19 protein-coding genes are annotated in these 20504 nt (G+C 75.1%); 15 read left to right on the top strand and 4 right to left on the bottom strand.

The annotated features are described in order from the left end of the window. Positions 1 to 5 precede the first annotated feature (5 nt). The 3 genes from VG869_08545 (at position 6) to VG869_08535 (ending at position 3203) form a co-directional block, all read left to right on the top strand. The gene (locus VG869_08545; protein HEV3451239.1) at positions 6 to 1295 is read left to right on the top strand and encodes a homoserine dehydrogenase; all 1290 of its coding nucleotides are present in this window, start codon (positions 6 to 8) and stop codon (positions 1293 to 1295) included. Then, on the top strand, positions 1292 to 2347 hold the full coding sequence (gene thrC / locus VG869_08540) for a threonine synthase (GenBank protein HEV3451238.1): 1056 nt from the start codon (positions 1292 to 1294) through the stop codon (positions 2345 to 2347). The genes VG869_08545 and thrC overlap by 4 nt, the downstream gene beginning before the upstream one ends. A gap of 73 nt (positions 2348 to 2420) precedes the next feature. Beyond that, positions 2421 to 3203 carry an SDR family oxidoreductase gene (locus VG869_08535; protein HEV3451237.1) on the top strand — a complete coding sequence of 261 codons (783 nt, stop codon included), beginning with the start codon at positions 2421 to 2423 and terminating at the stop codon, positions 3201 to 3203. A 33-nt stretch (positions 3204 to 3236) separates the two neighbouring features. Here VG869_08535 and VG869_08530 read toward each other — a convergent pair whose 3' ends face one another. Next, a complete protein-coding gene (locus VG869_08530) occupies positions 3237 to 4187 on the bottom strand; it encodes a D-2-hydroxyacid dehydrogenase family protein (GenBank protein ID HEV3451236.1) in 951 nt (316 codons plus the stop codon). 24 nt (positions 4188 to 4211) lie between these two features. Between VG869_08530 and VG869_08525 the strand changes: the two genes are divergently transcribed. From VG869_08525 to VG869_08485, 9 genes are all read left to right on the top strand, one after another. Next, the gene (locus VG869_08525) at positions 4212 to 5714 is read left to right on the top strand and encodes a class I adenylate-forming enzyme family protein (protein HEV3451235.1); all 1503 of its coding nucleotides are present in this window, start codon (positions 4212 to 4214) and stop codon (positions 5712 to 5714) included. A gap of 107 nt (positions 5715 to 5821) precedes the next feature. Further along, a complete protein-coding gene (gene apgM, locus VG869_08520; protein HEV3451234.1) occupies positions 5822 to 6973 on the top strand; it encodes a 2,3-bisphosphoglycerate-independent phosphoglycerate mutase in 1152 nt (383 codons plus the stop codon). A gap of 267 nt (positions 6974 to 7240) precedes the next feature. Further along, entirely contained in the window at positions 7241 to 8905 is a 1665-nt protein-coding gene (gene rho / locus VG869_08515) for a transcription termination factor Rho (GenBank protein HEV3451233.1), read from the top strand. 60 nt (positions 8906 to 8965) lie between these two features. Further along, positions 8966 to 9175 (top strand): 50S ribosomal protein L31, encoded by a 210-nt coding sequence (rpmE, locus tag VG869_08510; GenBank protein HEV3451232.1) that lies wholly within the window; start codon positions 8966 to 8968, stop codon positions 9173 to 9175. A gap of 8 nt (positions 9176 to 9183) precedes the next feature. Next, complete coding sequence (locus VG869_08505; GenBank protein HEV3451231.1) at positions 9184 to 10110, top strand: DUF1385 domain-containing protein; 927 nt, start codon at positions 9184 to 9186, stop codon at positions 10108 to 10110. 29 nt (positions 10111 to 10139) lie between these two features. Beyond that, positions 10140 to 11510: an LLM class flavin-dependent oxidoreductase gene (locus tag VG869_08500; protein HEV3451230.1), complete on the top strand. Its 1371-nt coding sequence runs from the start codon at positions 10140 to 10142 to the stop codon at positions 11508 to 11510. A 95-nt stretch (positions 11511 to 11605) separates the two neighbouring features. Next, on the top strand, positions 11606 to 12679 hold the full coding sequence (gene prfA, locus VG869_08495; protein ID HEV3451229.1) for a peptide chain release factor 1: 1074 nt from the start codon (positions 11606 to 11608) through the stop codon (positions 12677 to 12679). Beyond that, complete coding sequence (prmC, locus tag VG869_08490; protein HEV3451228.1) at positions 12676 to 13581, top strand: peptide chain release factor N(5)-glutamine methyltransferase; 906 nt, start codon at positions 12676 to 12678, stop codon at positions 13579 to 13581. Before prfA ends, prmC begins: the two co-directional genes overlap by 4 nt. 5 nt (positions 13582 to 13586) lie before the next feature. After that, positions 13587 to 13808 (top strand): hypothetical protein, encoded by a 222-nt coding sequence (locus VG869_08485; GenBank protein HEV3451227.1) that lies wholly within the window; start codon positions 13587 to 13589, stop codon positions 13806 to 13808. A 1-nt stretch (position 13809) separates the two neighbouring features. Here VG869_08485 and VG869_08480 read toward each other — a convergent pair whose 3' ends face one another. The 3 genes from VG869_08480 to VG869_08470 are packed head-to-tail and all read right to left on the bottom strand — an operon-like array spanning position 13810 to position 17209. Beyond that, on the bottom strand, positions 13810 to 14181 hold the full coding sequence (locus VG869_08480) for a DUF983 domain-containing protein (GenBank protein ID HEV3451226.1): 372 nt from the start codon (positions 14179 to 14181) through the stop codon (positions 13810 to 13812). Next, positions 14178 to 15689: an acetyl-CoA acetyltransferase gene (locus VG869_08475; GenBank protein ID HEV3451225.1), complete on the bottom strand. Its 1512-nt coding sequence runs from the start codon at positions 15687 to 15689 to the stop codon at positions 14178 to 14180. The genes VG869_08480 and VG869_08475 overlap by 4 nt, the downstream gene beginning before the upstream one ends. Continuing rightward, positions 15686 to 17209, bottom strand: coding sequence for a PD-(D/E)XK nuclease family protein (locus VG869_08470; protein HEV3451224.1), 1524 nt, complete (start codon positions 17207 to 17209; stop codon positions 15686 to 15688). The genes VG869_08475 and VG869_08470 overlap by 4 nt, the downstream gene beginning before the upstream one ends. Positions 17210 to 17278: 69 nt before the next feature. Here VG869_08470 and VG869_08465 point away from each other — a divergent pair, with 69 nt between their 5' ends. The 3 genes from VG869_08465 to VG869_08455 all read left to right on the top strand — a co-directional run. Beyond that, positions 17279 to 19036 (top strand): DUF4012 domain-containing protein, encoded by a 1758-nt coding sequence (locus VG869_08465; protein ID HEV3451223.1) that lies wholly within the window; start codon positions 17279 to 17281, stop codon positions 19034 to 19036. Between the two features lie 167 nt (positions 19037 to 19203). Continuing rightward, a complete protein-coding gene (locus tag VG869_08460) occupies positions 19204 to 19461 on the top strand; it encodes a hypothetical protein (GenBank protein HEV3451222.1) in 258 nt (85 codons plus the stop codon). 122 nt (positions 19462 to 19583) lie between these two features. Beyond that, on the top strand, positions 19584 to 20504 hold a 921-nt coding region (locus tag VG869_08455; protein ID HEV3451221.1), incomplete at its 3' end, for a hypothetical protein.

Below are 20504 nucleotides of genomic sequence, written 5' to 3'. Positions count from 1 at the left end.
ACACGATGCACGACCCGGTGCGCGTCGGCCTCCTCGGATGCGGCAACGTCGGCGCGGCCATCGTGCGGCTCCTCGACGAGAACGCCGACCGGATCGCCGCCCGGGCCGGCGTCGCCATCGAGGTCACGAGGGTCGCGGTGCGCGACGTGGCGCGACCCCGGGACGTGAAGATCGCCGCGGAGCGCTTCACCGCCGACGCCGCCGACGTCGTCCAGGACCCGGACATCGACGTGGTGGTGGAGGTGATCGGAGGGGTCGAGCCGCCCGGCACCCTGATCGCGCGCGCCCTCCAGTCGGGCAAGCCGGTCGTGACCGCCAACAAGGAGCTCATCGCCCGGCTCGGCCCCGAGCTGTTCGAGACCGCGGCCCGAGCCGGCGTCGACCTGCTCTTCGAAGCCTCGGTCGCCGGCGGCATCCCGCTGATGCGGCCGCTGCGCGAATCGCTGGCGGGCGATCGGATCCGACGGGTGACCGGCATCGTGAACGGGACGACGAACTACATCCTCACCCGCATGGCCGAGCTCGGGACGTCGTTGGCCGACGCGCTCGCCGAGGCCCAGCGGCTCGGCTACGCCGAGCCGGACCCCAGCGCCGACATCAGCGGTCAGGACGCGGCGGCGAAGGCCGCCATCATCGCCACCATCGCCTTCGGCGCCCGGGTGCACGCCGACGATGTCCACACCGAGGGGATCGAGGGCATCACCGACGACGACATCGCGTCGGCCGGGCTGCTGGGCTACGTCGTGAAGCTCCTGGCGGTGGCCGAGGAGGTGGACGGCGGCGTCGCCGTGCGCGTGCACCCGGCGATGGTGCCCCTCCACCATCCCCTCGCCGCGGTGCGCGACTCGTTCAACGCCGTGCTCATCGAGGGCGAGGCCGTCGGCGAGCTCATGCTGTACGGGCGGGGCGCCGGCGCCGGGCCGACGGCGTCAGCGGTGCTCGGCGACCTCGTGGACGCGGCCCGCAACCTGGTGTCCGGCGGCACCGGGGCCACGATCGGCGGGCTCACCGACCGCCCGGTCCGCCCGATCGGCGAGCTCGAGTCCCAGTTCTACGTCCTGATCGAGGTCGCGGACCGTCCCGGCGTGCTGGCGGCGATCGCCGGCGAGTTCGGCCGCCACGGCGTGTCGATCCAGTCGATGGAACAGCGCGGGCTCGGCGCCGACGCCCGCCTGGTGTTCGTGACCCACCGGGCCCGGGAGGCCGACCTCCGGGCGACCGTCGACGCGCTCCGCGGCGTCGAGCCGGTCCACCGGGTCGGGTCGGTGCTGCGGGTGATGGGAGACGTCGGGTGACGGGCTGGCCCGGCGTCATCGAGGCCTTCCGCGACCGGCTGCCGGTGACCGCCAACACGCCGGTCGTGACCCTCGTCGAGGGCAACACGCCCCTCCTCGAGTCGCCGCCCCTCGCCGCGCGCGCCGGCGTCGCCCGCGTCTGCCTGAAGGTCGAAGGCGCCAACCCGACCGGCTCGTTCAAGGACCGTGGAATGACCGTGGCCGTTTCGACCGCCCTCGAGCGGGGCGCGAAGGTCGTGGTCTGCGCCTCGACCGGCAACACGTCGGCGTCCGCCGCCGCGTACGCCGCCGCGGCCGGCCTGCTGTGCGCGGTGGTGCTCCCGGCGGGTCAGATCGCGCTCGGCAAGCTCGCGCAGGCGCTCATCCACGGGGCCCGGGTGGTCCCGGTGCGGGGCACCTTCGACGAGGCCCTGGCCATCGTCCGCGACCTCGGCGAGCGCCCGGGCGTCGAGGTCGTGAACTCGATCAACCCGGCGCGGATCGAAGGACAGAAGACAGCTGCGTTCGAGGTCGTGGACGCGCTCGGCGACGCGCCCACGGTGCACGCGATCCCGGTCGGGAACGCCGGCAACATCACCGCGTACTGGCGCGGCTACTGCGAGGACGCGGCGGTCGGCCGGGCCACACGGCGTCCCCGCATGCTCGGCTGGCAGGCCGCGGGCGCCGCGCCGATCGTGCACGGCGAGGCGGTGCGGCACCCCGAGACGATCGCCACCGCCATCCAGATCGGCAACCCGGCGTCGTGGGAGGGCGCGGTCGCGGCCCGAGACGAATCCGGCGGCCACATCGGGGCGGTGTCGGACCTCGAGATCCTCGACGCCTACAAGCTCGTCGCCGCCACCACCGGGGTCTTCGTCGAGCCGGCCTCGGCGGCGTCGGTCGCGGGCCTGCTGCGGGCCTCGATCGAGGGCCTGGTCACGAGCTCGGACGTCGTGGTGTGCACCCTGACCGGCCACGGGCTCAAGGACCCGCAGCGCGCCATCGCCGAGGTCGAGCTCGGGTCCGCCATCGACCCCGATCCCGCCCGGGTCGCCGAGGCCGTGGGCCTCTGACCACGCCCGCGGGTCGGCGGTGACGCCGCGGTCCGACGCACCGCGGTCCGGCGCAGCGCCGTAGGCTGCCGGCGTGCCGGGGTCACGCGCGCTGGTCACGGGAGCGTCGGCGGGCATCGGCCGCGCGTTCGCACGGGCCCTGGCTGGTCGCGGCGACGACCTCGTCGTCGTGGCTCGACGGGACGGCGTCCTCCAAGAGCTCGCCGTCGAGGTCCAACGCGACGAGGGCCGGGCGGTGGAGGTCCTGCCCGCCGACCTGGAGACCGACGCCGGCGTCGCCGCGGTGGCGGCGCGCCTCGCCGACGAGGCTCGTCCCGTGGACCTCCTCGTCAACAACGCCGGGTTCGGGACCACCGGCCGGTTCTGGGAGCTCGACGCCGAAGGCGAGGAGCACGAGATCCGGCTCAACGTGCTCGCCCTCGTGCAGCTCACGCACGCCGCGCTCGGGCCGATGGTCCGCCGCGGCCACGGCGGGGTCATCAACGTCTCCTCCGTCGCCGGCTACCAGCCGACGCCGGGGAGCGCCACGTACGGCGCGACGAAGGCCTTCGTCACGAGCTTCAGCCACGCCGTCCACGAGGAGCTGCGGGGCACCGGCGTCCGGATGATGGCGCTGGCCCCCGGCTACACCCACACCGAGTTCCACCGCCGCTCCGGCGACGACGTGTCGTCCCTCCCGGAGCTGCTCTGGCAGAGCCCCGAGCAGGTCGTCGAGGCCGCGCTGCGCGCGTACGACCGAGGGCGCGCGGTCTGCACGCCCGGCCCGCTCAACACCGCGGCCGCGGCCTTCTCGGGCTCGCTGCCGGCGGGCGTGACCCGTCGCGTCGCCGGCCTCGTCACCCGCCGCGGCGCCTGAGCGACGCGGTCGAGGCGCCGTGGGCGCTCGCGGTCACGGCTCGGCGATGACCCGGACCGGTGCTCCGGCGGACCAGGCCGCGATGTCCTCGACCGCGTCGCCGTAGAACGTCCGGTAGGCGTCGGCGGTGACGTAGCCGAGGTGCGGGGTCAGCACCGTGTTCGGCGCCCGTCGCAGCGGGTGGTCGAGCGGGAGCGGCTCGACGCTGAACACGTCGAGGCCGGCGCCGCCGAGGGCGCCGCGCGTGAGCGCGTCGGCGAGCGCCCGCTCGTCCACGATCGGCCCGCGCGACGTGTTGACGAGCATCGCGGTGGGGCGCATGAGCGCCAGCTCGCGGGCCCCGACGAGCCCGGCCGTGCGGTCGCTGAGCCGCAGGTGGATCGTCAGCACGTCGGCGCGCTCGAGGAGCTCGTCTCCTCCGACCAGCGTGGCGCCGACGTCGTCGCAGCGCGCCGCGGTGAGGTTGGCGCTCCACGCCAGCACCGTCATGCCGAAGGCGACGCCGATCCGGGCCACCTGGCGGCCGAGGTGCCCGAGCCCCAACACCGAGAGCGTGGCGCCGTGGAGGGTGCGGCCCAGTCCCCGCTGCCAGCCACCGGCTCGCAGGAGCGCGTCCTCGGCCGGCAGATCGCGGGCGACGGCCAGGATCAGGGCCCAGGTCAGCTCGGCCGTGTTGTGGAGCGGACCGCCGGTGCCGCAGACGGTGACGCCGAGCGCCCGCGCCGCGTCGACGTCGATCGCGGCGTTCCACGGCCCGGTGGTGACGAGCAGCCGCAGCGACGGCAGCCGCTCGAGCGTGGCCCGGGGGAACGGCGTGCGCTCCCGCATCGCCACCACGACCTCGAACCCGGCGAGGCGGGCGACGAGCTCGCGCGGATCGCCGACGTGGTCGCGGAAGCACACGAGCTCGGCGTCGGGCAGGCGGTCCCAGTCGGCGCACGACCGCGCGACGTTCTGGTAGTCGTCGAGCACGGCCACGCGCATGGGCGGGCAGGGTACCGTCCGTCCGTGCGCACGCTCGCCGGAGTCGTGGCCGCGCACGCCGCCGAGTCGGGCGACCGGTGCGCGTTCGTCGGCGGCGACCACCGGATGACGTGGCGCGACTACGACGAGCGGGCGAGCGGGATCGCGGGCGCGCTCGTGGACGCCGGCGTCACCGGCGGCGACCGGGTCGCGGTGCTGCTCGCCGACGGGCCGGCCGTCCACGCCTGCTACGTCGGCGTCGAGCGAGCCGGCGGCGTCATCGTCGGGATCGGCCCCCGAGCGGGCCGCCGCGAGGTCGAGCACCTGCTCGACATCACCGGCGCCTCGCTCGTGCTGTCGGAACCAGACCCCGACCAACGCCTGCCGCCCGGCCTGCCCCGGCTCGCCGTCACCGAGACCGAGCTGCCCGCGGGTGGGCCGGCGCCGGCCCGGGCCGGGCGGTCCGACGACCTGTGGCTGCTGAACTCGACCTCGGGGACCACGGGCCGGCCGAAGTGCGTCGTGCACGACCAGCGGCGGTGGTTCGCGTTCCACGACCTCGCGGTCGCCGCAGCGGAGCTCAGCGAGCGCGATGTGTTCCTGAGCGCGCTCCCGGCGCCGTTCGGCTTCGGGATCTGGACCGCGCACGTCACCCCGGCCCTCCTCGGCGCGCCGTGCGTCGTGCTGCCCCGGTTCGAGGCGGACGAGTGCCTCGCCGCGATCGAGCGCGAGCAGGTCACCGTGCTGGCGGCGGTGTCGACCCAGTTCGTCATGCTCCTGAACTCGCCTGCCATCGACCGCTACGACCTGACCAGCCTCCGAGTGCTCTTCACCGGCGGCGAGATGGTGCCCGAGCGGCGCGCGGCCGAGTTCGAGGATCGGACCGGGTGCCGGGTCCTGCAGTTCTACGGGTCGAACGAGACCGGCGCGCTCAGCGGCACCACCCTGGCCGACTCGCGTGAGCGGCGCCTGCGCACGGCTGGGCGCGTGATCCCCTCGATGAACGTTCGCCTCCTCGACCACCGCGACGCCGACGTGACCGCGAGCGGGGGACCGGGCGTGGCGGCGTGCTCCGGTCCGCTCTGTTGCCGGGGCTACTACAACGACGGCGACGCCAACGCCGCGCTGTACACGCGTGACGGTTGGATGCGGACGGGCGACCGGTGCACGATCGACGCCGACGGCTACCTCACCGTGGCCGGGCGCGCCTCGGACTTCATCATCCGTGGGGGCAAGAACATCAGTGCGGCGCAGGTCGAGGACGAGATGGCGACGCACCCCTCCGTCGCCCTGGCCGCCGCCGTCGCCATGCCCGACCCCGTCTTCGGGGAGCGGGTGTGCGCCTACGTGGAGGTGGCCCCGGGCGCGGTCCTCGACCTCGACGACCTGCGGGACCACCTGCGAGCCCGCGGCGTCGGCAAGGAGCTGTGGCCCGAGCGCCTCGTCGTGCTGGAGGCCCTGCCCCGCGCCTCGGGCGGCAAGGTCGCCAAGGGCGCGCTCCGCGACGACATCCGCCGCCGCGTGGCCGAGGAGGGCGTCGGGTCGTGATGCGGGCGCCGGCGCGTCGCGCCGACGGCGCGGCTCGGCCCACCGCGCCGGCGTGAACCCGCGTCGCGGCCGGCGGGCCGACGCAGGCCGCCGCGTACCATGAGCGCGTGAAGTACGTGGTGCTGGTCCCGGACGGCTGCGCCGACGAGCCGTTGGGCGCGCTGGAGGGCCAGACGCCGCTCGAGGCGGCGGCGATGCCCAACCTGGCTCGGCTCGCCGCCCGCGGTGAGGTCGGACGGGCGGCCGTCATCCCCCCCGGCCTGCCCCCGGGCAGCGACGTCGGCAACCTGGCCATCCTCGGCTACGACCCGGCGGAGTTCCACACCGGCCGGGCCCCGATCGAGGCCGCGGCGATGGGCGTCGAGCTCGGACCGGACGAGGTCGCCTACCGGTGCAACCTCGTGACGATCGAGGACGGCACGATGGTCGACTTCGCCGGGGGGCACCCGAGCGACGACCAGAGCCACCCGATCCTCGCCGCCGTCGACGCCGCGCTCGGGGCCGGCCGCGACGGGGTGCGGTTCCACGCCGGCGTCGAGTACCGGCATCTCTGCGTGACGCCGCGGACCTGGGCCGACGCCTGCTGCATCCCGCCGCACGACCTCACCGGCGGCCCCGCGACGCTGCCGACCGGACCGGCGGCGGCTCGGCTCACGGCGCTGATGGCGGCGTCCCGACCCGTGGTCCGGGAGGCCGCCGCCGCCGTCGGCTGCCCGGCCACCCAGCTGTGGCTGTGGGGGCAAGGGGTGGCGCCGGTCCTGCCCCCGTTCGTCGAGCGGTTCGGCGTGTCCGGCCGGCTCAGCTCGGCGGTCGACCTGGTGCGGGGCCTCGGTGTCCTCACCGGCCTCGAGGTCGTCGACGTGCCCGGCGCCACCGCCGGCTTCGACAACGACTACGCCGCGCAAACCTCGGCCTGCCTCGCCTCCCTCGCCGACCGCGACTTCTTCCTGCTCCACGTCGAGGCCACCGACGAGGCCGGCCACCAGGGGAACGTGGCCGAGAAGGTGACCGCGCTCGAGCGCTGGGACGCCGACGTCATCGGTCCCCTCGCCGCCGCGCTCGACGGGGAACCCCACCGCATCCTGCTGCTCCCGGACCACGCCACGCCGTGCGCCCGCCGCACCCACGTGTCGGATCCGGTCCCGTACCTGCTGGTCGACGCGGCCACGCCCGGCCCCGGGGGTCGCTACACCGAGGCCGCCGTGGCCGACCTCGCGGCCGTGCCCGCCCACGGGCTCATGCGCCGGCTCGTCGCCTAGACCGACCGGGCCGGCGGCTTGGTTGCTGGTTCGGTCGACGCCCGGGTATATTGGTGGCGTTCCGCCGCCCCGCTCGGTGCGGCAGCACCCGGCCTCTCGCCCGGAAACCTCCGCTTCGACGCTCGCCGGCGTGCGCCCCCGATCTGCGCTGCGGTCCCCGGTCTGCGGCCTTCCCGGCGCCCGGGCTCCGGCCCGGATCGTCATCCCTGATCCTGCGCCCGGTCGCCTCCCCCAACTGGTTCCCGAACGCCAAGGAGAACACTCCGCATGAGCACCCAAGAGCTCGACCGCTCGATGCTCGACGGCAAGGATCGCGAGGAGCTGCACGCCATCGCCGGCGCGATGGGCGTGAAGGCCCCGACCCGGATGCGCAAGTCCGAGCTGATCGACGCCATCCTCGACGCCGCTGAGGGCGGCGGCGCCAGCTCCGGCAATGGCGACGCGGCCCGAGGCGCCGGCGCCGCGGCGCCCCGCCGCACCGTCCGCTCGGCCCGGGCCTCCGAGCTCGAGCAGGATCCCGTCGCCTCCCTCGTCGCCGAGGAGGAGTCCCTGGCCGCCGCCGACGGCACCGGCGGCGGGTCCGACGACGCCACCCGGCCGCCGTCGACCACCGGGTCATCGCCGGCCCGGGCCGAGGCCGCGCCCGCGACCGCCGGGCAGACCAGCTCGGCGCCGCCCGAGGTTGAGGACGAGAGCGCCTCCTACGGCGAGGGCAACAGCCGCCGCCGGCGCCGCCGGCGGGGCCGGGGCGGGCCCGAGGGCGAGCCCCGCGCCCAGGAGCCGGTCGGCGAGCCCGTCGAGGTGGAAGGGCTCCTCGAGCTGCGCGACGAGGGCTACGGGTTCCTCCGCACCACCGGCTACCTCGCCGGCTCGCGCGACGTCTACGTGTCGGCGTCGCAGGTGCGCCGGTTCGCGCTGCGCAAGGGGGACTTCATCCACGGGTTCTCGCGGCCCCAGGCGTCGAACGAGAAGTACCCGGCGATGCTGCGGGTCGACCACATCAATGGCATGACCCCGGACGACGCACGCGACCGGCCCCGGTTCGAGGACCTCACGGCGCTGTTCCCCGACGAGAGGCTCCGTCTCGAGCTGCCCGACAACCCGCTCGAGACCACCGGGCGCATCGTCGACCTGGTCTCGCCGGTTGGGAAGGGCCAGCGCGGGCTCATCGTCTCGCCGCCGAAGGCGGGCAAGACCACCATCCTCAAGCAGCTCGTGTACGCGGTCGAGCGCAACAACCCGGAGGTACACCTCATCGTGCTGCTCGTCGACGAGCGGCCCGAGGAGGTCACCGACATGCGCCGCCACGTCGTGCGCGGCGAGGTCGTCTCGAGCACGTTCGACCGGCCGGCCGAGGAGCACACGATCGTCGCCGAGCTGGCCCTCGAGCGCGCGAAGCGCCTGGTCGAGCTCGGCACCGACGTCGTCGTCGTGCTCGACGGCATCACCCGCCTGGCCCGGGCCTACAACCTGGCGGCCCCGGCGTCGGGCCGCATCCTGTCCGGTGGGGTCGACTCGACGGCGCTCTACCCGCCGAAGCGGTTCTTCGGCGCCGCCCGGAACATCGAGGAGGGCGGGTCGCTCACGATCATGGGGACGGCGCTCATCGACACCGGCAGCCGGATGGACGAGGTCATCTTCGAGGAGTTCAAGGGGACCGGGAACATGGAGCTGCGGCTCGACCGCCGGTTGGCGGAGCGCCGCATCTACCCGGCCATTGACGTGGAGCAGTCGAGCACCCGCCACGAGGAGCTCCTCTTCGAGCGCAACCAGCTGAACCAGGTCTGGAAGCTGCGGCGGGTCCTGAACGCCCTGGACGGGGACGGATCGGGCGGCAAGGGCCTCGAGCTGCTGCTCGACAAGCTGCGGACCACGAAGAGCAACGACGAGTTCCTGGCCGAGGTCGCCAAGGCCCCGACCCTGTCCTCGTAACGCCCGCCGACCCCGCGGCCGGGACGGACCGCCCGCGACCGGCGGTAGATTGGACCCATCATGAAGACCGACATCCACCCCGAGTACGTCACCTGCACCGTGCACTGCTCGTGCGGGAACGAGTTCACGACCCGCTCGACCGTCCCCGCCCTGCGCGTCGAGCTGTGCTCCGAGTGCCATCCCTTCTACACCGGCAAGCAGAAGCTCGTGGACACCGGCGGCCGGGTCGAGCGGTTCCAGCGGCGCTACGCCAAGGCGAGGAAGCCCTAAGCGGCCCGATGGCGACGCCCCGCTACCTAGGCGGCCAGGCCGTCGTCGAGGGCGTGATGATGCGTGGCGAGCGCTCATGGGCGGTCGCCGTTCGCGCCCCGGAGGGCGGGATCGACGTCGCCGTGCACGACGCCCCGCGCTGGGCCGACCGCTGGTCGGGGATCCCCGTCGTGCGCGGCGTGGCCGCGCTCGCCGAGTCGCTCACCCTCGGCTTCCGGGCGCTGTCCTGGTCGGCGGAGCGCCAGCTGCCCGAGGAGGAGCGCATCTCCAGTCGGGCGATGGGCTGGACCATCGGCGCCGCGCTCGTGTTCTTCACCGCGGTCTTCATCGTCCTGCCGACGTTCGTGAACCGGGGCGTGGCCGACGCCCTCGGCGTCGGCGGGTTCGCGTACCAGCTCGTCGAGGGTGGGATCCGCCTCGCCATCTTCCTCGGCTACTTGCTCCTCATCTCGCTGCTCCCCGACATCCGGCGTGTGTTCCAGTACCACGGCGCCGAGCACAAGACCATCGCCGCCTACGAGCGGGGCGCGGACCTGACGCCGGAGGCGGCGCAGCGCTTCACGACCGAACACGTGCGCTGCGGCACGAACTTCCTGCTGACGGTCATGGTGGTGACCATCTTCGTCTACTCGTTCGTCGGCCGGCCCGCGCTGGTCTGGCTCGTCACGTCGCGGATCCTGCTGCTGCCGGTCGTCGCCGGGCTCGCGTACGAGGTGATCCGCTTCGCGGCCGGCCACATGGACCGGCGCTGGGTGCGGACGCTGATGGCGCCAGGCCTCGCCCTGCAGCGGCTCACGACCCGGCAGCCGAGCCTCGACCAGCTCGAGGTCGGGATCGCCTCGCTGCGCGCCGTGCTGACGGCGGAGCAGCTCGCCGAGGTCGACGCCCGTCCGGCCCGCCTCGCCGCCGCCCGGCCCGCCTTCGGCACCACCTGAACCGCCGCCGCCGGCCCTAGCCTCTGCCCGTGCAGTTCGGCGTCTTCTACGAGCATCAGCTGCCGCGCCCGTGGGCCGAGGACTCGGAGTTCGTGCTGCTGCAGCAGGCGCTCGAGCAGTGCGAGCTCGCCGACCGCCTCGGGATCGGGTACGTGTGGGAGGTCGAGCACCACTTCCTCGAGGAGTACTCGCACTCGAGCGCCCCGGAGGTGTTCCTCGCCGCGGTGTCGCAGCGCACCCGTCGCCTGCGGCTCGGCCACGGCATCGTCCAGACCCCCCCGCCGTTCAACCACCCCGCCCGGGTGGCGGAGCGGATCGCCATGCTCGACCTGGTGTCGGACGGGCGGGTCGAGTTCGGCACCGGCGAGTCGTCCTCGGAGGCCGAGCTCGGCGGCTTCCTCATCGACCCCGAGGCGAAGCGGGCCCTGTGGGAGGAGGGGCTGCGGGTGGCGTTGCGCTGCCTGTCGGAGGAGCCGTTCACCGGTCACGCCGGCCCTGCGCTCACGATGCCGCCGCGCAACGTGGTCCCGAAGCCGCGGCAGCGGCCCCACCCGCCGGTCTGGGTGGCCTGCAGCCGCCGCGAGACCATCCACCTCGCGGCCCAGCACGGGATCGGCGCGCTCAGCTTCGCCTTCATCGATCCCGAGGAGGCCCGCCACTGGCTCGACGACTACGAGCAGACGCTGGCCGCCGAGTGCGTCCCGATCGGCGACGCCGTGAACCCGACCGTCGCCTGCGTCACCCCGTTCATGTGCCACCGCGACGAGGACGTCGCGCTGGCCCGGGGCCTCGAGGGCGGCAACTTCTTCGGCTACTCGCTCGCCCACTACTACCTGTTCGGGCGGCACCAGCCCGGGCGCACCGACGTGTGGGCCGAGTACCAGGCCCGCCGGGCCGAGCACGGCTACGACCCGGCCGCGGTCGCGGCCGCCGGCGCCCACGGCGACCGGCTCGGGGCCAAGGTCGTCCAGGCCGGCTCTTTCGGGATCCGCGGCGCCATCGGCACCCCCGACCAGCTGCGCGACTACCTGCGCCGCTACGAGGAGTGCGGGGTCGACCAGCTCATCTTCTGCGCCCAGGCGGGCAAGAACCGGCACGAGGACATCATGGAGAGCCTCGAGCTGTTCGGCACCGAGGTCCTGCCCGAGTTCGCCGACCGCCACGAGGCCGCCGCGGCCGCGAAGGCCAGCCGCCTCGAGCCCGTGATCGAGGCCGCGCTGGCCCGCAAGCCACCCTCGGACCACCCGCCGCTGCCCCGCCCCGACTACGCGTTCCCGGCCATCCCGCGCGGCCTCGCCGACCGCGAGGGCAACGACGCGTTCCACCAGTGGCTCGACGAGCTCCGCGCCAAGATGGCGACCGGCGAGCAGCCCGAGGAGTTCCGCCAGCTCCTCGGCTGACCCGTCGCGGCCCCCGGCCCGCCGCGCTCACCCCGTGCCCGCGCGCGCCGGATCGTCCCCGGCTCGGCCGAGGAGCGGTCGGTACCCTGGCCGGCGTGTTCGAACCGCTCGCCGACCTCGAGACCGAGCTCGAGAAGCTCGAGTCGCGCCTCCCCGAGATCTACGCCTCGGGCGACCAGGCCGCGTCGCGGGAGGCGGGGCGCCGCCACGCCGAGCTCCGGCCCATCGTCGACGCCTACCGGGACTACCGGCAGGCCGACGCCGACCTCGTCGAGGCGCGCGAGCTGCTGGCCGGCGAGGACGACGGCGAGATGCGCGAGTACCTGCGGGGCGAGATCGCCGGCAAGGAGCAGGAGCTGGGGCGGCTCGACGCCCGCCTGCGTGAGCTGCTGGTCCCGCGCGACCCCAACGACGGCCGCAACGTGATCCTCGAGATCCGCGGCGCCGAGGGCGGCGAGGAGGCGAACCTGTGGGCCGGCGACCTGGCCCGCATGTACGAGGCGCTGGCGCGCCGCCACGGGTGGCGGGTCGAGACCCTCTCGACCCAGCCGTCGGAGATGGGGGGCCAGCGCGACGTGACCCTCGTCGTGAAGGGGCCCGACGCGTGGGCCCGCCTGAAGTACGAGGCCGGCCCCCACCGGGTGCAGCGGGTGCCGGTCACCGAGAGCCAGGGGCGGGTGCACACGAGCGCCGCCACCGTCGCGGTGCTGCCCGAGGCCGAGGAGCTCGACGTGGACCTCGACCCGAACGACCTCGAGGTCGACGTGTACCGGTCGAGCGGCCCGGGCGGCCAGTCCGTGAACACGACCGACTCCGCGGTGCGCATCACCCACCTGCCGACGGGTGTGGTCGTCACCTGCCAGGACGAGAAGAGCCAGCTGCAGAACAAGGACAAGGCGATGCGGATCCTGCGGTCGCGGCTGCTGCAGCTCGAGCGGGAGCGCCAGGAGGCCGAGGTCTCGTCCGCCCGCCGCAGCCAGGTGAAGGGCGGCGGCCGCTCCGAGAAGGTCCGCACCTACAACTTCAAGGAGAACCGCGTCACCGACCACCGGGTCGGCGTCACGGTGCACGCCCTCGACCAGGTGCTGGCGGGCGGGGAGCCGCTCGACGAGCTGGCCGACGCCCTCGCCGCCGCCGAGCGAGCCGAGCAGCTGGGCCCCGCTGGGTGACCACCTGGCGGGCGCTGCTCGACGACGCCGAGCGGGCGCTGGGCGGCGCCGGGCTCGCCACCCCGGACGTCGACGCCCGCCGCATCGTCGAGGAGGCGGCCGGCCGTCACGACGGCTCGCTGGTCCTCGTCGGTGGGCAGGACGCGCCGGCGGTGGCGGCGCGACGCGTCGCCGACATGGTGACCCGACGGCGCCGCGGGGAGCCGCTGCAGTACGTGCTCGGGTCGTGGTCGTTCTGCGGGCTCGACCTGTTCGTCGATCGGCGGGTGCTGATCCCGCGTCCCGAGACCGAGCGGACGGCCGAGGTCGCGCTCGCGGAGGCGGCCCGGCTCGGCCTGCGTCGAGGGCGGCGCGACCCGTGGCGGGACGGGCGGGGGAGCACCCCCGTCGCCGACCTCGGCACCGGGTGCGGCGCCATCGCGCTCGTGCTGGCGAGCGAGCTGCCCGACGTCCAGGTGTGGGCCACCGACCGCAGCGCCGACGCGCTGGCGGTGGCCCGCGCCAACCTGGCCGGCACCGCCGGGGCCGCCACCCGGGTGCGGGTGGCGGCGGGGGACTGGTTCGAGGCCCTGCCGGACGAGCAGCGCGGCCGCTTCCGGCTCATCGTGAGCAACCCGCCGTACGTCGCCGAGGCCGAGGTGGCGGCGCTGCCGCCCGAGGTGGCCGGCTACGAGCCGGCGGCGGCGCTGGTGAGCGGGCCGACCGGGCTCGAGGCCATCGAGCGCCTCGTCGCCGGCGCCCCCGAGTACCTCGAGCCCGGCGCGGGCACGCTCGTGGTCGAGGTGGCGCCGCACCAGGCCGCGTCCGCGGTCATCCTGGCTCGGCGGGCGGGGTTCGCCGACACGCGGGTCGAGCGGGACCTCGCCGGTCGAGAGCGGGTCTTGGTGGCACGAGGAGGTTGATGCCGGTGGCCGATGACACCCTGGACGTCGACGCCATGCTGGCGCGGTTCCGCGACCGGGCGACGGCGGTGCGCGAGCGCGCGCTGCCGCCGGTCGCGGGCCCGGAGCGGGCGCGCTTCGTCGAGCAGGCGAGGCTCGACTACCAAGACTTCTCGATCATCGGCGACGCCGCTTGGGAGTTCGCCGACGGGGTCCTGACCTTGCGGGTCGCGCTCGGGGCGCCTTGATTCAGAGCTGCTCGAGGACGAGCTCGACCGCGGCCCAGAGCGTCCTCGAGACGGGGAGGAACGCGATCGGGCCGAGGAGCGAGATCGGCACCAGGACCGCCAGGAGCGTCCCGACCGGCACGTCGGGGGCCGTCGACGCCACGAGCACGACGAGGACCACCGTGAACAGCGCGCCGGTGAGCGCGAGGTTCAGGACCACCGCGCCGGTCCACGCCCCCTCGTCGCCGGCGAGCGCCAGGCCGCAGCGGGGGCAGCGGGACGCCACGTGGATCCAGTGGTGGAAGAGCCCGCCGTGTCCGCAGCGGGGGCAGCGGCCCCGCAGCCCCCGTCCGAGCGGCCGGGCCCAGCCCCCGCGGGCCGCGGCCGCGGTCACGGGACGAGCTGGTTCGTCGTCCCGTCGGTGCGGAGCGTCACCGCCCGACCCTCCCACGCCCGCGCGGTCATGTCCGCGAGGACGTCGGCGTCGCGGCTGTTGGCGAGGGCGCGCCGCCCGGCGGGGGTCAGCGTGCTGACGAGGGCGAGCGACGGCGTGCCGTCGCGCTCGTATCCGACCGAGGTCGCCTCGACGGTGGCCGGTCCCTCGTAGCTGCCGGCCGGCTCGCGGCCCGGCCGGGCGTCGACGGCGCGCTGCGTCTCGGCCGGGTCGACGCGCCCGAACCCGTCGGGGGGCGGCGTGGTCGAGTAGCAGCCGACGGCGTGCTTCGTGATGTACCAGCCGATGGCGTTGACGAATCCGAGGGACCCGGGGTCCCGACGGCAGGCGTCGACCATCGCCGCCACGGCGTGGGTCGGATAGTCGTTCGCGGGTCCCCCGGCGAAGGCCAGCCCGCCCGTGACGGTGAGCGGACGCCGGTCACCGGCGGCCTCGCCGCCGAGGCCGAGCTCCCGCATGGCGACCTCGACCGCGGACGGGAAGCACGAGTACAGGTCGAACCGGGCCACGTCGTCGACGGCGACGCCCGCGGCGGTGAGGGCGGCGCGGCCGGCGGCGCCGAGGGCGGGCGAGGCGTCGAGGGTCTCGCGCTGCGTCACGAAGAAGTGGTCGTGGGCGTCGGCGCCTGACCGCGGGAACACGAGCCGGTCGTCGGGGACGCCCGCGGCGCGGGCGGCCTCGTAGGAGCACAGCACGAGCGCGGCGGCCTGGTCGACGTCGATGTTGGCGCACATGCGCTTCAGGTACGGGAACGACACCACGCGGTTGTCGGGCGTCGCCGTCCGCAGCGCTTCCGGGGTGAAGGGCTGGCGCGACCAGGCGTGCGGGTTCTCGGCCGCGACGGCGCTGAAGCGGGCCCAGAGCTCGCTGACCGCGACCTGGTGGTCGTCGACGCTGCGACGGGCGCGGGCCCGCAGCGCGGTCTCGAACAGCGGGTAGACCTGGGTCGGCGCGGCGGCGCCGTGCGCGAGCTCGTCGGCGCTGCTGCCGGCGCGGTCGTCGCCGATGACCACGGCGCACGGCGGGTCGTCGGTCGTCGTCCAGTCGAGCCTCGTCTTCGGCTCCCGCCGGGCCCGCCAGCGCGTGTAGACGCACTCGGCCCCGCCGAGCAGGACGACGTCGGCGCGGCCGGCCTCGATCTCCGGCACCAGCGTGTTCACGAGCAGCTGCGGGCTGTTGCCGCCGACCGTCGACGTCACCGTGCGGCGAACCCGCTCGAGGCCAAGACGCCGGGCGAGGAGCGCGCCGGGATCGGGGTAGTGCCAGGAGATGATCGACACGACGGCGACGGTGTCGACGCGTGCGAGGACGGCGGCGCCGCTGTCCGTCTCGGCCGACCGGGCCGCGCGCGCCAGCAGGTCGATCGGCTCGAGCGCGGCGGGCAGGTCGTCGGGCCGCTGCTCGGCCTGCCCGACGCCGACGATCACCGCCGCGCGTGGGCTCGTCACTCGAGCGACGCTCCCGGTCCGACCGGCTGCGGCTCCGGGTCGGCGGCCTCGCCCGACGCCGCGTCGGCCGCCGGCCACGCGGGGACGCCCGGTGCCGCGCTCTCGTCGCAGATCGACCGGTACCGGCAGCGGCGGCACACCGGCGCGTCGGCGACGCCGGCGAAGGCCCGCTCGGCGAGCATGTCGTGGACCGTGGCGGCCAGCTCATCGCCGACGCGGGCGAGGTCCTCGTCGGTGGGCTCCCACGGCTCGGGGTCCTCGAGCACCTCGGTCGCCAGGTGCTCGTAGCGGAGCCGGAGGCGCAGGCCGTGCCGGGCCGCGTACGGCGCCGCGACCCAGGCCTGCAGGCGCGCTCGGCGGTCGTGCTCGAGCGGCAGCTCGGCCCGTCGCCCCGCCTTGTAGTCGCGCACGTCGAGGACGCCGTCGTGCACCCAGACCGCGTCGAGACGGGCGGTGGCGAGGAAGACGGGTGGCCCGGGATGGGCGCGAGCCCACTCCACCTCGTGGCCGACCGCGTCGGCGCCGATCGGGCAGCGCGTGACGTGGCGCTCCACCTCCTCGGTGGTGCGGGTGTCAGCGCCGTGCGCCACGAGCACCTCCCGCACGTGGGCCTCGTCGTGACACGACCCGGTGCGGTGGAGGAGGTGGAGGAGCCGGTGCAGGAGCAGCCCGTGCTCGGTGCCCTCCTCGAGGTCGCTCGCCGGCAGGCTGAGCAGGGTGCGGTCGCGCCACTCGCGGCGGCACCGGTGCCAGGAATCGAGCGAGCTCGGCGACAGCGCCAGCATCGCCGGCACCAGCGCGTCTCGTCGCGTCAGCATCGACGCCCGGACCTCGTGCTCGGGACAGCGCGGCACGTGGCGGCACGTCGCGCAGTCGCGTCCGGGGCTCACGGTGTGCTCGTCCTCGCGTGCCCGGACGACGGCGAGGCGCTCGTCGAGCCAGTCGGCGAGCGCGGGCAGGCGGTCGGGGCCGACTCGAGCCCGCGCCACGGCGCCGGTGAGGAGGTTCGACCACGACACGTCGAGGTCCTCGTCGAGCCAGTCGAGGCACGCCAGGCGCAGCACGGCCAGGCGCACCGCGGGGACCGCCAGCGGGTCGGACGGGGCCGGCTCCCGCCCCCAGGTCAGCTGGCGCAGCTCCCGGTGCCCGTCCGGCCGCACGACCCCGAGGTCTACCCACCCGCCGAGGAGCACCTGGCGCTTGGCCAGGAGGGTCGGGGCGTCGGCGGGCAGGGTGACCGTCGCCACCGGGTCCGGGAACCGCCGCGCGTACCAGCCGGCGGCGTGGACGACGAGGGCCCGTTCCTCGGGGAAGAGCCCGACCGGCTCGGTCCACGAGCCGGTCTCGTGCCAGGCCCGCACGCGGTCGAGCAGTGCGTTCCGCACGCGCGCGCGGTTCACCGGGTCGGGCGTGCCGGGTTCCCCGCGATGCTCGCGCGCGAGTCGGCGCGGGCACATCGTGTCGGCGACGCGGAGCAGGAACGGCGTGACCTTCGCGGAGGTCGGCTCGTCGGGGGTCACCGGCGTCGAGGCTATCGACGGTGCCCGAGCAGCCGCGGGATTCGGGGAGCGCGCTCGTACACTGCGTCGGTGCTTCCAGACGTCGGGCCCGCGACGCGCGCGCGCGTCCGGCGGGCGGTCCGCGTGGCGATCGTGCTCCTCGTCGTCTGGCTGCTGGCGACCGGCGTGCTCCTCTTCCTGGCTCGCCAGCGCGTCAGCGCCGGCCTCGACCGGCTGCAGCGAGTCCGCAGCCAGCTCACCGCCGACGCGCTCCTGCGGGGGCAGGGCCTCGGCGCGCTCGAGGCGGCCGAGCGGGACTTCGCCAGCGCCCACCGCCTCGCCGCGAGCCTGGTGCTGCGGCCGTGGTCGATCGTGCCGCTCGCCGGCGGCAACGTCGACGCGGTCCGCGCGCTGACCGCGGCCGCGGACCGGGTCGCCGCCGTCGGGGCGCGCGCCGCTCGCGACGGCACCGCCGCGCTGAAGACGCGCCCGGCGACGCCGGAAGGCCGGCTCGCGCTCCTCGACCGCGTGGCCGCGATCGCGGGTCGGGCCAACCAGGACCTGAACCAGCTCAGCACCGGCCCCGACTTCTTCCTCGTCGGTCCGCTCGGGAGCGCTCGGACCCGGTTCCTCGACCGGCTGCACCGTCTCCGCGAGGCCGTCGCCAACGCCGAGGCCCTCGCCAGCGCGGCCGCCCGGGTGCTGCGCGGCCCGCGCCACTACCTGGTGCTCGCGGCCAACAACGGCGAGATGCGGGCGGGATCGGGCATGCTGCTGTCGGCCGGCGTGGCCACGTTCGGCGGGGGGACCTTCACGATGGGCCCGATGGGTCCGTCGGCCAACCACGACCTGCCCGCCGGCGCCGTCCCCGTCCCGCCGGCGCTGGCGCCCCTGTGGGGCTGGGTGGGCCCGAGCCAGCACTGGCGCAACCTGGCCACGAGCCCCCGGTTCGACGTGACCGCCCCGCTGGCGGCCCAGATGTGGGAGGCCGCCACCGGTCAGCGGGTCGACGGGGTGCTCGCCGTCGACGCCGACGCCCTCGCGGCCATCCTGGCCGCCCAGGGGCCCGTGAGCGCCGGCGGCCAGGAGGTGTCCGCGGGCGACGTGGTCTCCTACCTGCTCCTCGGCCAGTACGCAGGGGTGCCGGCGACCCCGGTATCCGAGGCCGACCGCCGCGACCAGCTCAGCGGCATCGCCCAGGCGTCGGTCCACGCCCTCACCGACCGGCCCTGGAACGGGCCCACCCTCGTGAGCCAGCTGGCCGACGCCGGCAAGGGGCGGCACGTCCTGGCCTGGGCCCGAGACCCGGCCGAGCAGCGGGCCTGGGAGGCGGCGGGCATCGCCGGGGAGCTCCAGCCCGACTCCCTGTCCCTCTCCATCCTGAACTTCGGGGGCAACAAGCTCGACCAGTTCCTCGAGGCCGACGCCACCCTCGGGGTCCGGGCCCGCTCCGACGGGTCCAGCGACGCCCGGATCACGGTCCGGCTCCACAACGCCGCCCCCACCGACCTCGCCGGGTACGTCGCCGGCCCATACCCGGGCGGCGGCGCCGCCGAGGGCGTCTACCAGGGGGTCCTCGGCCTGAATGTGCCCGGAGGCTCGACCGTGCCGAGCCTGCAGGGCCCGGGCGCCGCCCTGGTCGCGGGGGCGGACGGGCCCACGGTGGCCGCCGCGGTCGGCTACTTCCAGGTGGCCCGGGACCAGACCGTCTCGTTCACGGCCTCGTTCCGCCTCCCCCCGGGCCTGCGGGCCGTGACCGTCGAGCCCTCGGCCCGGCTCCCCGCCACCACCTGGCACTTCCGGGCCCTCAAGGTGACCGACGCCCGGGTCGAACACCTCTCGTGGTAGGCCTTGCGGCGCGGTGGTCACGCTCCGTGGTAGCATCCTCTCCGAGACTCCTTCTTGGAGTGGGGCGCACCCCGGAGAATGGCTGGGGTGAAGGGTTGAGAGAGGCACATGTGATGAGCGCACGTTTTCTGCGGTCCGTGGGGCGACCGCTCGCAGTGGCGGGATTGATGCTGGCGGTGTTCGCACCGGCGGCAGCGTTCGCGCAGACGGACTACCCGACGTCGCCGACGAGCGACCCGTGCCAGGCACACCCGTGCACGCCGGTCACCGTTGCGGCGCAACCGCACGTGGTTTCTTCCAAGAGCAGCGGCTCCCTGGCCTTCACGGGCGGGAACATCGCGCTGCTGCTGGGCCTCGGCCTCGTGGCCGTGGTGGGGGGCGTCGTGCTGGTCCGCCTGGGCCGGCGCGCTGACGTCACGCCGTAAGGCGCCCAGGCGCATCCGATGGGCGGCGAATCGCGTCCATGGGTGACCACGCTCCGCGCGCGGTCTGACCCCCAGCGCGGTCACGACCGGCTGGGGGTCGCCGCCGGCCCCGGAGCCCGGCCATGAGCGTGCAGGCGGCGGCGGTCCCGGGCCTCCTGTCGGTCGGCGACGACGCCGGCGACACCGCGGTCCAGGGCTCGCCGTTCCTCCGCGACCTCCTGGTCGGCCTCGACGCCGTGACGCTGGCGGTGGCGTGGACAGTGAGCGAGCTCCTCGTCCGTCCCGCGCACCGGTCGGCCCTCGTCGCCGTGGCCGTGGTCGTGGCGCTGACCGGTGTGGGGTTGCTGCTCTACGGCGCCCTCGGGCTCTACCGGGCCCGGGTCTGCAGCCTGCGCTCGATCGAGCACACCCGGCTGGCCCGAGCCTGCGTGCTGCTGGCGACGGTCGGGCTGGCGTCGGTCGCCCTCCTCCATGGTCGGGTCACGAACCAGGAGGTCGTGCTCGGCGCCGCGCTGGCGCTGGCCTTCAGCGCCCTCACCCGGGCCGGCTACCGCAACTGGCTGGCGGGCCGCCGGCGGGACGGGGACTACCTGCGACCGGTGGTGCTCGTGGGCTGCGGCGAGGGCAGCGTCGAGATCAACAGCCTCCTCGAGTGTCACCCTGAGCTCGGGTACCAGCCCGTCGGCGTGGTGGGGGACCCGGCGACCGCCGAGCAGTACGGGCAGCGGTGGTGCGGCGACGTCGAGGAGGTCGTCCCCGCGCTCGCGGCCGTCGGCGCCACGGGCGCGATCGTGTGCACGAGCGCCCTCGACTCGCCGACCCTGAACCGGGCCGTGCAGGACCTGCTGAACGCGCGCTCGCACGTCCAGCTCAGCACCGGGCTGCGCGGCGTCAACATCCAGCGGCTGCGGCCGTTGCCGTTGGCGCATGAGCCGTTCTTCTATGTGGAGCCGGTGTCGTTGGGGCGCTGGCAGCTGGTGGTGAAGCGGCTGTTGGATCTGGTGGTGGCGGGGGCGGCGCTGGTGGCGGCGGCGCCGGTGATC

Source organism: Acidimicrobiia bacterium (assembly GCA_035948415.1).
GTDB lineage: Bacteria > Actinomycetota > Acidimicrobiia > IMCC26256 > PALSA-555 > PALSA-555.
Note: the sequence above shows the minus strand (reverse complement) of the source record. Positions and strands in the feature narration are given on the sequence as shown.

What these genes read in the sequence shown, in the direction of transcription:
- VG869_08545 (HEV3451239.1), top strand. Translation starts at nt 6, where the DNA reads ATGCACGACCCGGTGCGCGTCGGCCTCCTCGGATGCGGCAACGTCGGC.
- VG869_08505 (HEV3451231.1), top strand. Translation starts at nt 9,184, where the DNA reads ATGGCGACGCCCCGCTACCTAGGCGGCCAGGCCGTCGTCGAGGGCGTG.
- VG869_08530 (HEV3451236.1), bottom strand. Translation starts at nt 4,187, where the DNA reads ATGCGCGTGGCCGTGCTCGACGACTACCAGAACGTCGCGCGGTCGTGC.
- rho (HEV3451233.1), top strand. Translation starts at nt 7,241, where the DNA reads ATGAGCACCCAAGAGCTCGACCGCTCGATGCTCGACGGCAAGGATCGC.
- rpmE (HEV3451232.1), top strand. Translation starts at nt 8,966, where the DNA reads ATGAAGACCGACATCCACCCCGAGTACGTCACCTGCACCGTGCACTGC.
- VG869_08460 (HEV3451222.1), top strand. Translation starts at nt 19,204, where the DNA reads ATGCTGGCGGTGTTCGCACCGGCGGCAGCGTTCGCGCAGACGGACTAC.